The organism is Bacillota bacterium (genome assembly GCA_040755295.1).
In the GTDB taxonomy this organism is placed as follows: Bacteria; Bacillota; Desulfotomaculia; order Desulfotomaculales; family Ammonificaceae; genus SURF-55.
The window spans coordinates 272,563-285,131 of the sequence record JBFMBK010000001.1 but is presented as its reverse complement, the minus strand read 5'-3'; the positions used below and the strand labels follow the sequence as shown (position 1 = coordinate 285,131).

The 12,569-nt window shown below is 51.7% G+C and carries 11 protein-coding genes; all 11 read right to left on the bottom strand.

All coding sequences use genetic code 11. The features are described 5' to 3' along the window. Positions 1-114: 114 nt before the first annotated feature. Positions 115-801, bottom strand: a complete 687-nt coding sequence (locus AB1500_01275) for an ABC transporter ATP-binding protein (protein MEW6181793.1) — start codon at positions 799-801, stop codon at positions 115-117. A gap of 3 nt (positions 802-804) precedes the next feature. Further along, on the bottom strand, positions 805-2,031 hold the full coding sequence (locus AB1500_01270; GenBank protein ID MEW6181792.1) for an ABC transporter permease: 1,227 nt from the start codon (positions 2,029-2,031) through the stop codon (positions 805-807). Positions 2,032-2,070: 39 nt separating this feature from the next. After that, the gene (locus AB1500_01265) at positions 2,071-2,583 is read right to left on the bottom strand and encodes a hypothetical protein (protein MEW6181791.1); all 513 of its coding nucleotides are present in this window, start codon (positions 2,581-2,583) and stop codon (positions 2,071-2,073) included. A gap of 265 nt (positions 2,584-2,848) precedes the next feature. Then, on the bottom strand, positions 2,849-3,691 hold the full coding sequence (locus AB1500_01260) for a LuxR C-terminal-related transcriptional regulator (GenBank protein ID MEW6181790.1): 843 nt from the start codon (positions 3,689-3,691) through the stop codon (positions 2,849-2,851). A 1,211-nt stretch (positions 3,692-4,902) separates the two neighbouring features. Further along, complete coding sequence (locus AB1500_01255; protein ID MEW6181789.1) at positions 4,903-6,726, bottom strand: DUF2207 domain-containing protein; 1,824 nt, start codon at positions 6,724-6,726, stop codon at positions 4,903-4,905. Between the two features lie 159 nt (positions 6,727-6,885). Beyond that, positions 6,886-7,431 carry a LemA family protein gene (locus AB1500_01250; GenBank protein ID MEW6181788.1) on the bottom strand — a complete coding sequence of 182 codons (546 nt, stop codon included), beginning with the start codon at positions 7,429-7,431 and terminating at the stop codon, positions 6,886-6,888. A gap of 229 nt (positions 7,432-7,660) precedes the next feature. Beyond that, complete coding sequence (gene gltA, locus AB1500_01245; GenBank protein MEW6181787.1) at positions 7,661-9,088, bottom strand: NADPH-dependent glutamate synthase; 1,428 nt, start codon at positions 9,086-9,088, stop codon at positions 7,661-7,663. Then, positions 9,081-9,929, bottom strand: coding sequence for a sulfide/dihydroorotate dehydrogenase-like FAD/NAD-binding protein (locus AB1500_01240; protein MEW6181786.1), 849 nt, complete (start codon positions 9,927-9,929; stop codon positions 9,081-9,083). The genes gltA and AB1500_01240 overlap by 8 nt, the downstream gene beginning before the upstream one ends. Before the next feature lie 59 nt (positions 9,930-9,988). After that, positions 9,989-10,783: a methyltetrahydrofolate cobalamin methyltransferase gene (locus AB1500_01235; protein ID MEW6181785.1), complete on the bottom strand. Its 795-nt coding sequence runs from the start codon at positions 10,781-10,783 to the stop codon at positions 9,989-9,991. 11 nt (positions 10,784-10,794) lie between these two features. Continuing rightward, positions 10,795-11,739: an acetyl-CoA decarbonylase/synthase complex subunit delta gene (locus tag AB1500_01230; GenBank protein ID MEW6181784.1), complete on the bottom strand. Its 945-nt coding sequence runs from the start codon at positions 11,737-11,739 to the stop codon at positions 10,795-10,797. Positions 11,740-11,748: 9 nt separating this feature from the next. Continuing rightward, positions 11,749-12,510 (bottom strand): AAA family ATPase, encoded by a 762-nt coding sequence (locus AB1500_01225; protein MEW6181783.1) that lies wholly within the window; start codon positions 12,508-12,510, stop codon positions 11,749-11,751. Positions 12,511-12,569: the final 59 nt, after the last annotated feature.

The following is a 12,569-nucleotide window of genomic DNA, read 5'->3' as shown; positions in this document are numbered from 1 at the left end:
TCAGAATTCAGCAGGTAGTAGGTAGTAATAGTAGTCAAAGAAAGCACAAGCAAGATCCCCCTTTGAAGTACCAATCTCATATTAGGTAAATTCTTTTTGAGTCAGGCAATTTAACTAAATATTCTGCATTCTACCGTCTTTCAGATGAAGCACTCTGTCCGCTGCCCAGATAATACTTTCGTCATGGGTAGCTATAAAAAAAGAAACTTCTTTTTTTATGGACAATTCTTTCATAAGTTTAATAATGTCTTGGCTTGTACTAACGTCCAGATTGCCGGTCGGCTCGTCTGCTAACACCAGCTCTGGATTGTTTATGAGACTTCTTGCGATGGCAACCCTTTGCCTTTCGCCGAAGCTTAACTGAAACGGACGATGATAAACCCGGTCTTCTAATCCTACGTTGGCTATCATAGTCAAAACCTTTGTTCTCAACTGTTCTTTATCAAACAAATTTGAAATCCTGATGGGCAAGGCCGTATTTTCCAAGACATTCAAAAAAGGAACCAAGTGAAAGGCTTGATAAACAAAACCGATCCTTGTTAACCTAAGAAAAGCTCTTTCTTCTTCGGTCATGGATTGCGGATTGAATTTTTCAAAAAGAACAATTTCACCGGTTGTAGGGTAGTCGATAGTCCCAATCATGTTAAGAAGCGTGGACTTACCCGACCCGGAAGGACCCATTAGCACAACAAACTCTCCTTTTCCCACATGCATGGAAATGCCATCCAGTGCTTTGATCCTTACATCCTTTAAGTTATATGCTTTTCCGACATTTCTGACCCAAACGACTTTTTTTCCCATAAATTACTCCTTGGTTAATAAAGAGGCCAGTGCCGATATTTTTAATTTTCTCAAGGAAATAACAGAAACTATCCCCACAATAGCAACGTTCGTCATAAAAGCATAGAGCAACATTTTACTGAGCAAAGTCGGGGGAAGGTAGAAAGAGAGACTATGCTTAAAGTAAAGAATGGTTAAATACATAGAAGCAATGAGAATGCAAATGAGCGCGGTAAAGGTCTCCAGGAAAAAATGAGCATATATGAAGCGTATTGGAGCCCCGCATGCATACAAAATACTATAAGTTTTATTCCGCTGATTAAGATTAGATAGAGCGTACCACAAAAAAAGCCCAATATACAATAAGAACGCCCCGGTCCTTTCATACTGAAATTGAGCAGTATCCAGAGCCTTGACCATTTCCTGTTCTTCCTTAATCGATTTTTCTCTCCACATGAACATTGTGTTTTCACGGCTTCGACCCAGTGTGTTTAAAATTCTTTCTTCTATCTCACCCGAAACACCTCCTTTTGTAAACTTCAGGTAGAACGACGTATAGTCAATGTCCTGATGTGAGGCCTCCGTATAGCTTCTTCTAATGTCCGGGGAAAGATTGCTGATGTCAGCAATGACCTGGTTAGCTATCGCGGTTTCATACAAAATACCGCTGATCTTATAATTAACGGGATTTCGAGCCTTACGATTTGAGCAAATTATTTTGATTCGGTCACCAACTTCGGCCCCCAACTTCTCGGCAACATGGGCGCTTAAAACCGCCTCTTTAGGCTTGAAGGATCCTTTCATCAGTAATTTCTTATTACCGGGGAGAAGCCGGGAAGCAACATCCATGTTGTTAACAAGGAACACGCTACTTGCCCTTGTTATTTTGTGTTCTTTAAAATCTGATACTTCACTTCCTGCTATGTCGAAAACACCTGCAATTTCTTCAACATCTTTAAAATGTATAAGCTTGGAAAGGTCAGTTTCAGTTAATGGGCCGGAAACCAACAGATCGAACTCGGCGGTTTTTGAAGGACCGGTTCGCAAGAATTCATATGCGGGCGGAAGTGAAAAGAAAAAAGTTGCAATGGTGAATATGAAGACCAGCACTAAATATTGCCTGGAAAATTTCAGAAATTCGTTTTTATACTCCTGTTGTAAAAGAAAAAAGGAGAAAGATAATGGGTGGATTATTTTTCGGAGTTTGGACACATTCACTTCTCCTAACTTTTCTTTCTCAAATTTAAGCATTAACAGATTTTTTTCTCGAAGTTATTTCTTGGAGCTAATTTATAAAGTTATGTGCAAAACATTGATATACCAAAGGTCAGGAATGTAATAGTCGCTTCCACACGCCCCATCATAATAACCTGATATCGTGCCGTATGTCCTTGCTGTTAAGTTCCATTCCCGGTTCCCAGAGTACCACAGAACCCCCGAATTATAGTGCCAACAATTACCGCCCCAGGCAGGGACATACTCATATCGGAAAGCGTAGGCAGGCAGATTGGTTTGCGAAACTACGGCAGGTTGATTTAAATTCGGATCAATCAGCATTTCGAACTTAGCATCTGCCGTAAACGGACTATAACCAAAAAGTTCCCCGTACGGGTAAGTATACTGGTTTCTAGATACCGTATCCGGCGAGAAGTAAAAGTTGCCAGAGTAGATCCACTCGGGTTGAACTGTCCCTGGTTTTCCATGAGGTTTTTCTTTATTGGCGGCACAAGCACTACCTAAATACGTAGTAGCAATTAACATCACCACCGCAAGAACAATACATAATCGATGCACCGTTTTCATTTACGTCTACCTCCTTTAAATTGGTTTTCTGTTAATCTTCTTTTTCCTGCTGTTTCTACTACGTAAACTTTCTTAACCATCTCTCACCCCCTTGATATGAAATGCAGCACTTCTGAAGCTTTACCTATACCCTAACCTAGCCGGATCAATCTGTCGTCCCCAAAAACATGGTATTTTTCTACCTCAAAATGAGGTATCCTACCATATTTTGAGGTAGTTGTATTGTAAATAACGTTGCGGAAAGAGGCAAAGGGTGGGTGAAACGTTAACAGCCGAACCTGGAGAGTAGTTCGGTCAAGCTGTGTACACCGACTTTCTGGTAGATGTTTCTGCGATGAGTTATGACGGTTCCAACACTTATATTAAGTCTTTGAGATATCTCCTTATTGGTTAGCCTTAAAAGTGAGAGCTGAAAGATTTCCCGCTCGCGAGCGGTCAGTTCATGTTCTACTTCCGGGGGTAAGGCATGACTGGGTGGTCTTACGCCTGCTTGCTCAAGTTGTTGCTGAATTTCCAAAAGGTAATACTCCTTTTTTATCGAATCAAGTAAGGTTTTAATTAGGGCCACAGTGGTACCGATTTCTTTAGCAGCATGCATCGAGATATCCAGATAGCCAACGATCCTATCTTCGGCGTTTTTTATTGGACCAGCGACGCACCACCAATCCTTGAAGAGCGCGCAGTAATGCTGTTTACCCCTGATGGCTATAATCCTCCCGTGCTCCTGCGCTAGGGCAAGGGCATTAGTGCCACAACTCTCTTCGGTGAAAAAAGTACCAGGCTTAACCCCGACCTGTTCAGCATTGTCTAAAACCTCTGGAATTGCATTGATCTTAAGAGCCATTAATTCCTGATCGCAAAAAATATAGATATTACCAATTTGCGATCCGGCATAGTGTTCCTGGGACATTATTTGTTCGACGAGGGTGAGGAGAACCGAATTCTCCATCAGTCGGGAGCCAAGTGCAATCTTCGGTAAAATTGTATTGGGTTTGTCGAGTTCGACGGGTACCTGTAAACTACGGCAGCGGGTGTAGGATGCTTCCAATTTTGCAGGGGAGCAAAGGGAATTATCTGGTACTAAGGGCTCTTTAGGAAAGGGAGACATAACTTTACCTCCTAATGACACATCCAGTTTATAACACTTATACCAGAAGATACTTAAATTTGCATTTTACACTTAAAGTTTTAATAAGCCAATACTTATGGCATAATATGACTGTTTTACTACCTGAAATTACGGTTTTAATACCTAAAATCCCCGGTAATCAAAAGTGTTCTACGTCCCGAATTAATCAACAGGGTTAAACATTCTTCAAGTATATTAGGCACTAAATATTTGCCCAGCCAGGCGCGTTGATTAAAAAGAGTACAACTGTAGTGATTGTCATAAGGTTTTAAAGCATGCCCAACGTTGGCAGGCGAAAAGTCAATTCCTGCTTTGTTAAATAACAGGGAAAGTATAGGCCAATGCTTGGATAACGGCAGCGTTCTTGGGCTGCACTCTTCCTACCTTTTTAGCAAACTCGGGGCCAGTCTGAGGCCCAATCCCAGGAGGCTGGCAATTATCGGGCTGTCTAGGTGGGATTTAAAAAACGAGCAATTTTTTATCTACGCTTTGATTTATTTACAGACGCCAAGTTTAAAACATTCGCCTTTAGTTAAATAGCTTTCGGTGTTGACTCCTGTAGCGGTGTGCCATAAAAATGACGATTGGGATGGAGGAACGTGGCCGGCAAAAATCATCAATACTTAAGGGCCGGAAGAATCGTTTAAAGTAGAAGATCAAGGGGCGACTTCAGTCGTTAACTTGAGGTGGCTTCAGCGAGCCCAGACATTGTCCAGGCGCAATTTTGCAACGGACTCCTCGGGCTTTCGCCTTAGCGATCAGCATAGGACGAGCTTAGCCCACCTTTTTTCAGGGTCAAAGATGATTGTATATTTATTTTAAGGGCCGGCCCCCGTGTCGGCGGAAGTGACAACCCAAAATCCCCGAAATTTTTGCTTCAGGTTAGAAAAACCTTATCGCCATGCCGGTTGTCCGGTCATGGAAACCATCAACAACGTATTGTCCGCCATACACCCGGTCCACGTAATCAGACCATTTAACTGCAGCTTTCGCCGCTACCGCCGGCCCGCTTCTGCTCGCGATGTAACAGCGGACAGCTCCTTCGGGCGTGGCATGGCATACAAAATAAGCCGGCGGCCGACAGGGCTACGGCAAATACAACGATTTTAATTCTCTTGCGTATCACCGGTTTTTCCAAGAAACTCCTATGCCCTCTTTCGTTCCAACCTCCAACCTCGCACCTCTCCCATTTATCTCGCGCCGCCGCCCCCGCCGCCGAAACCGCCGCCCCCGCCGCCTGAAAAACCGCCGCCTGCTCCACCGCCCGATGAGGGCGTATAGGTTGCCGCCGTCAGGATACTCTGCTGAAGCGTGGCCGTGGCTGCCGCAAGTCCGGTAAACGGGTCCGTACGGATGCCGGGTATGCTGCTGTAATGATACCAGCCCGACCCGAAATGATAGTCTCCGGAGTCAACCTCGGGGAACACTAGGCGCAACTGCGCCAGGACCTCAGCGGCCACTCCCAGGGCGGTCGCATACACCAGGTAGTGCTCCCAGACGACCAGGGCCGGGATTTGCGCTTTCTCCAGGTTCGAAAAATGAAGTAAGAACCGTTTAAAAGCCCGCCACATCGCCAGGTGCGTGCTCCCTTTGCGGCTGCGCCGCCGCAGCCGTATTCCGGCAAAGAGGAGGATCAGGCCGGCGGGAATGCAGCATATGGGGAAAAGCTTTGCCCCGATCAGAGCACTCAGGATACCTGCCAGAACGACAATTCCGCCCGCTCCCATTTCAATAATTCCCGGACGCCGCGCCTGTTCGTCAAGAAACTTCTCTTTCTCCGCGGCGGTCGCTACATCGTCCTGCCAGTCCTGGAACAACTTGCGGAACCGGTTGGTAGTCCCTTTGGCGTATCTTTCGATCCCCTCGAACGACAGCTCCCCGTCCTCGTTTATCCGCTCGGTGACGAACGTCATAATGGCTTGCTCGTGTGCCTTGAGGCCGCTTCGGTCTTTATCCGTCAGTTCGATGAGGTAATCAACGTCTGCGGACGGACCGATTATGCCAAGGATTTTTTTCTTCTCGGACACCAGCTCAAGTATCTTAAGGTATCCTCGGCGGGCAAGATCAAGGATCGTGGCCGTAAAACCGTTCGGCGTCGCCTTCCCGAAATTCAGCAGATAGGTGGCCATCGCGGGTCCGTAGTTCCCGGGCAGTTCGCGGTAGTAATCGCCTTTGAACTCCGGTTTGAACTCCTTGCCGTAACTGACCTGCAGCCAGATCGCGGCGCCGGCGGCGCCGAGGAGGACCATGATTCCGCCCAGCGCCTGAACGACGTCCGACGTCCGCCGGCGGTTCGCCCGGTCGGCCCACCGGTTTTCTTCCTCCAGTATACCGGGCAGCGCCGCCTGTTCCGACCGCAACACCACATCAGGGCATAGGTGCGGGGGAAACGTGACGCGCGCTTCCACAAACCTGTTCGCGGGAAGCCCCTCAACGCTCAAGACCGCCGATCCGTCGTCCTGGATGCTCACCGTGCCCTGCAGGGGACCGTGCGCCCAGGCTCTGACCTCTTGCCGCGCAACGTTTTCGGGAAGCCCAATGGTCACCTTGACCCGGTCCGTCCCCCTGTCCCACTCGTCGCCGACAGCCTTCCAGCAGAGTTCCGCTACATCCTTGTGGACGCGCACCACATCGACGAAGCGATAACTGAGGTCGAAGATCCGTTCCTCGTCTGCTGCTTCGTAATTCCACGTTATTTTGGTTCTGGATGCTTCTTGGGTGACGGAGAAGGTCCCGGGCCGCTCGGACGAATCCTGAAGGTACGTTTGACCTGACTCGCTTACGGTTACGTCTGTAATCCCTGCGGTCCCCGCCGTTGGAATCCACTGGTCAAAGGCGTGAAACTCGCCGGTAAAGCGTACCGTCCGGTGTTCCGTTACCCTAAGCGAACCGTCCTTTAACACCTGGGCTTCAATCTCCAGTGAAGGAAACGAATAAGACCTGGCCCAGGCCGGCGCTCCTGCCAGCAAGACAATAAACAATGCAAAGAGAACAGGAGGAATGAATCGTCTCATAATGCGTTATCGTCCTCCGTGGAAGACTGGAACTACCTTGATATCAACGTAAACCTTACCGATTTCGTCCCTCGCGCTGGAATCGGACCTTCCCGCTAGCCTCAGTCACGGATGATGCCGGAAGTCTGACCGGGAACAACACCTTCGGCGCGGCGCGTTTTAAAACTGGACCTTCACCGGCTCTCGCACCTCCGCTCCGCCGGCCTCAAAATACGGCTCGGGCTTGAAACCGAAGGGCCCGGCGATAAGGTTTACCGGAAACAACTGAATCCTGGTGTTATAGCTCATTACCGTATCGTTGTAAAACTGACGGCTGAAAGCAATCTTACTCTCGGTCTGGGAAAGTTCCTGTTGGAGCGCGAGAAAGTTTTCGTTCGCCCTCAACTGCGGGTAGTTCTCGGCAACGGCGAAGAGGCTGCGCAACGCGCCGGTCAGCATGTTCTCGGCCTCCGCTTTTTCCGTAACCCCCTGCGCGGACGTAGCCTTGGCCCGCGCTTCGGTCACCTGCTGAAAGACCTCTTTTTCGTGTGCCGCGTAACCCTTCACGGTTTCCACAAGATTGGGTATCAGGTCGTACCGCCGCCTTAACTGGACATCGACCTGCGCCCATGAGTTCTTTACGCGCTGCCTCAGAATTACAAGACTGTTGTACAGAAATACTGCAAGTAGCAGCAGGACCAGGATTGCGACCGTCAGAAAAATCACCGGGTGTGCGCCCCCTCCCTTTTTTCAAAACCCGCTGACATAAAAACAGCCTGTCACCGCATTGGATGGGACCTCCTGGGACTGGTAAGGATAACCGCGTAATTCACGCTAAGAATTAACTGCTTACGGTTCATGGCCGGATATCAGTTGCGACTTCCTCTATAGAGCAAAACCCGAGCCGCTGTTACAGCGCCCGGGGAAATTTTCATTATTTAACAAGACAGTAATGTTACTCATGCTTTCCTCGTATGTGCTCGTTTATCGCCACGGCGGCCTTCTTCCCCGCCCCCATGGCCAGAATTACCGTCGCCGACCCGGTTACGATATCGCCTCCGGCAAAAACCCCCGGACGTTTTGTCCGCCCCGTGGTCTCGTCTGCGACTATACCGCCGAACCTTGTAAGTTCCAATCCACCGGTGGTTTTGGCTATCAGCGGGTTTGGCGTGGTCCCGAGCGCCATAATGACCGTTTCGACATCGATAACGTGCTCGGACCCCTGTTTGACCACAGGCCTTCTTCTGCCGGACGCGTCAGGTTCGCCGAGTTCCATCTCAACGCATTCCATTCCTTTTACCCACCCGTTATCGTCACCGATTATCGTGACCGGGTTGGTCAGCAGTTTGAATTCGATACCCTCTTCCCTGGCGTGGTGCACCTCTTCGCGCCTCGCGGGCATTTCCTGCTCCGAACGTCTGTAAACAATATAAACCTTCTCGGCGCCCAGCCGCAAAGCCGAACGGGCCGCGTCCATAGCCACGTTTCCACCGCCGACGACGGCAACACGCCGCCCGATTTTCACCGGCGTGTCGTATTCAGGGAACTTGTATGCCTTCATCAGGTTTACCCTGGTGAGGAATTCGTTGGCCGACATCACGCCGTTGAGGTTTTCACCGGGCAGCCGCAGGAATATCGGCAGTCCGGCGCCGGTGCCGATGTAAACAGCGTTATAGCCCTGCTCGAACAACTCGTCGATGCTGAGAATTTTACCGATGACCATGTTGGTCTGTACATCAACACCCAGCTTCTTGACGTTGTCTATCTCCCTCTGGACCACATCCTTCGGGAGCCTGAATTCGGGAATCCCGTACATTAAAACCCCGCCGGGGGTATGAAACGCCTCAAACATGGTCACCCGGTAACCCATCTTCGTCAGGTCCCCCGCGCAGGTGACCCCGGAAGGACCGGAGCCGATAACAGCCACCTTGCCCTTGTTCAGGGAACCGGAAAGGCATTCTTCCCCGACCTCAGCGGGGGGTAAAGAAGCCGCGTAGTCGGCGACAAACCTTTCCAGTCTCCCGATGGCGACCGGTTCACTCTTTTTGCCCCGCAGGCAGAGTTTCTCGCACTGGTTTTCCTGGGGACAGACCCGGCCGCAAACGGCCGGGAGGCTGTTGGTTTCTTTTATTTTTTTGTAAGCCTCCAGGAACTTTTCTTCCTCGATAAACTTGATAAAATCCGGTATCTGGACGTTGACCGGACACCCTTCGACACAATGGGGCTCCTTGCAGCGCAGGCAACGCCTGGCCTCCTCCAACGCCTGTTCGCGGGTGTAACCCATGGCCACTTCTTCAAAATTTCTGGCCCGTACCCGCGGTTCCTGCTCGGGCATCGGCACCTTCTTCTTAGCCAGGTTGGCCTTGCGCTTCTGCTCAGGCATTATGCTCCCCCCTTTTGCAGCATTCCCGGTATAAGTCCAGTGCGATTTTTTCTTGCTCCCGGTACATTCCGGTTCGTTTTATCACCTGGTCGAAATCCACCAGATGTCCGTCGAACTCGGGACCGTCAACGCAGGCGAACCTGGTCTCCCCGCCCACCGAAAGCCGGCACCCGCCGCACATTCCCGTACCGTCGATCATGATTGGGTTCATGCTGACGGTGGTCGGCACCCCGTACTGACGGGTAAGGTTGCTTACGACCTTCATCATGATCAAAGGACCAACCGCTACGGCCCTGTCGTACTTATTGCCGTCTTCGATAAGCTTCTTGAGGAGATCCGTGACAAAACCCTTGTGGCCTTTGGAACCGTCGTCGGTGGCGATGTAAAGGTTTTCGCAGTAAGGCTTGATTTCTTCCTCAAGAATGATCAAGCTCTCGTTCCTCGCTCCCACGATAACGTCCACCCTGGTACCGTTTTTGTGCATCTCCTTTACCTGAGAGAAGACCAGGGCGGTGCCGAGACCGCCGCCGATCACAACAACCCTTCCAAGGTTTTCAAGGTCCGTGGGTTTCCCCAGGGGACCTACAAGATCGCGTATGCAGTCGCCCTCGCCAAGCCGGCCCAGCATCGTGGTGGTCTTGCCTATCTCCTGGAAAATAAGCGTAATAGTACCCTTTTCCCGGTTGTAATCCGATATGGTAAGCGGTATCCTTTCGCCGTTTTCGTGCACCCTTAGAATTATGAACTGACCGGGCTGCGCCTTTCTTGCGATCAGCGGGTTTTCAACCTCAATAAGGTTTACCGAAGGCGCAAGAGGCGTCTTTCTTATGATTTTATTCAATATATAACCCCCCTTTCAGAGGTGGGAGGTGAGATGCTTCGCACTTCTCACTTCCTAATTTACCGCTGCCGAAACGTCTTAAGATACGAATCGCAGTAAATCTCTTTGTTCAACAGGATATTTGCCGTCGCGGCCGCGTCGACCAGATCGTTGTCTTCCGCATCGGCGATGGCGGCATCCAGCCCGCAGGCCATACACATCACCAGGAACGTCCGGTTAATAAGCGGCCGGTTGGGGCAGCGCTGTGAACAGTTCGAAAGCCCTACAACCGTACGCGGCGGCGGGCTGGCCAGGAGCTTCACCTGCCGGATCGTCTCCATCACTTCGGGCCCGTGGTCCTGCGCTACATTCACCGGCAGCGCCAGCGGGTCGATGTAGAGTTCCTCCATCGGGATACCGTGGGCGTCTGCGTTGGCCACGATCTCCATGGCCAGCGCCAGCCGGTCGTTGGCGTCCTTCGGCACGCCCTTCTCGTTCATCGCCAGGCCGATGATCGCCGCGCCGTATTTCGCGGCCATCGGGAGGTAGATGTCCATCTTCCACTGGTCCGCGGTGGTGGAGTTGATCATCGCTTTACCGCGGTGGACCTTGAGCCCGGCCTCTATGGCGTCCGGATTGGTCGAGTCCAGACAACAGGGAAGCGGACTGGCTTCGTTTACGATCTTGACCAGCCATTCCATTACCGCCGGCTGGTCCTCCGAAGCGACCGTCGGTCCGGTATTGACATCCAGATACCGCGCCCCGTTTTGGGTTTGCGAAACGGCATGCCGTTTTATCGGCTCGGGGTCACGGTTCATAATCCCCTCCCGCACGTCTTTGAACATGCCGTTGATGCGCTCACCGATAATAATCATCCCGTCACCTCCTAGTACTGTTGCGGCTGCATCATCTTCCCGATGTGCCCCTTAATGTGGTTTAACGCCTCCGGATGCCTGACCATGGCGATGTGCCCCCCCGCGTGGATAAGAGTTGTCGCGGTCGTAACCTCCCAGATAATCGCTCTTTTTTCCTGTTCGCCCCACTCCGCTGTGTCGGGACTCTTCGCCTCCTTGGTTTTCCAGGCTTCCGGGCCTACCAGGAGAACAACCGGCATGGCAAGCATCTTGTCGCCCATCAAAGCGCCCGTGCGCATCCGCTCGATGATTGAATAAGCATACTCGATCCCGTACCCGAGGGCGCCGATCGAAGGATCCATCACAATCCGGTCCGACTCGAGGTTCATCTCCGTTATCAGGATGTTGAGCTGCTTTGCCAGATTGATGTCCAACGGGCTGGAGGCGACCACCCCGTGCCCGTTTGCGATGCAGCCCGCGACGATCGACTTGTAATTCTCCTGCGTGGCCAGTCCCAGGAGGCAGTTCTTCCCTTTAAGGGCGCTCGCCACCTCGGGCAGTACCGCGGCGTCCTTCTCTTCGACACCGCACCCGAGGACGATAAGCGGCACATCGACCGCTCCCGCCACGGCGACCGCAACCTTTGCCGCCTCTTCCGGGGAAACATCCCCCATGTCCGGGTGGATCCGGGTGAGGCGGAGCGTCACCATATCCGCCCCGTACTCAACGCATTTCTTGGCCCATGCCGCCGGATCTTCGAGAACTCCATCGTATACCCGGGTTAAAAAAGCCGGCCATTCCTGGGGCGGTGCGTCAAAAACCTCAAGCCCCACTACCGGCGGGTTGGGGATCTCCCCCTCGAAGTGGAGGAACGGAAGCGTCGACTCTCCCCCTGCCTTGACCTGTTTTGCGCCTGTGCCGAAAACCCCTTCCAGGCACCTGCTGCTCCACCGTTCTTTCACAATTGTAACCGCCACTTTCTATCACTACCTTCCTAAAAGCATTTCAGTCTTCGTGGTAATACCCGCGACCGCTTCCACCGCCGGCGAATCACCGGGAAGGGAAAGCAGCGGCCGCGCGTGGAGATCGTATTCCGCCACCAGAGGATCGGACGGAATCGTTCCCGCATACTCAAGCCCGGTCCCTTCCATCTCCGGCGCAAGCACCCTGACGTCGTCCGGCTGTGCCCGGTTAATGACAAGGCACTTCTTTTTTATGCCCAGTTTAAGGCTGTCCGCCAGTTCCCGGATGCGTTTCGCCGAACGCACCCCTTTTACCGTGGCGTCCGAAATGACGAATAAAATATCCACGTTCTGAGTGGTACGGCGGCTCAGGTGTTCGAGTCCGGCCTCGTTATCCATTACCACATACCGGTAATTGGCGGCAAGCTCTTTGATATAGCCGCGGAGGAGGTTATTGACATAACAATAGCACCCCTGCCCTTCCGGTCCGCCCATCACCAGCAGATCCACGTCTTTCCCTTCGGCCAGCGACTGGTGGATCCGGTAGGCCACATACCTGTCCTTGGTCATCCCCGACGGGATGCTCTCGCGGTCTTCGGAAACCGCACGCATGATGTCGGCAATAGAATCGGGCGCTTCAACACCCAGCGCCTGGGAAAGGTTGGCGTTGGCGTCGGCGTCGACCGCCAGGATGGGCCGGCCGCCCTTCTCGAGAAGCCGTCTTATCGCAAGGGCTACAAAGGTCGTCTTCCCGGTCCCCCCTTTTCCGGCAACGGCGATCAGCAAAGTTTCACGTCCCTTTCTGCAGTGTAACTATTCAGGTATTCCCGTAGGGCGCAGCGATA

Coding starts and splice junctions, on each gene's coding strand:
- gltA (MEW6181787.1), bottom strand. CDS start 9,088: ATGCCTGAGCAGAAGCGCAAGGCCAACCTGGCTAAGAAGAAGGTGCCG.
- AB1500_01235 (MEW6181785.1), bottom strand. CDS start 10,783: ATGATTATTATCGGTGAGCGCATCAACGGCATGTTCAAAGACGTGCGG.
- AB1500_01260 (MEW6181790.1), bottom strand. CDS start 3,691: ATGTCTCCCTTTCCTAAAGAGCCCTTAGTACCAGATAATTCCCTTTGC.
- AB1500_01270 (MEW6181792.1), bottom strand. CDS start 2,031: ATGCTTAAATTTGAGAAAGAAAAGTTAGGAGAAGTGAATGTGTCCAAA.
- AB1500_01265 (MEW6181791.1), bottom strand. CDS start 2,583: ATGAAAACGGTGCATCGATTATGTATTGTTCTTGCGGTGGTGATGTTA.
- AB1500_01275 (MEW6181793.1), bottom strand. CDS start 801: ATGGGAAAAAAAGTCGTTTGGGTCAGAAATGTCGGAAAAGCATATAAC.
- AB1500_01255 (MEW6181789.1), bottom strand. CDS start 6,726: ATGAGACGATTCATTCCTCCTGTTCTCTTTGCATTGTTTATTGTCTTG.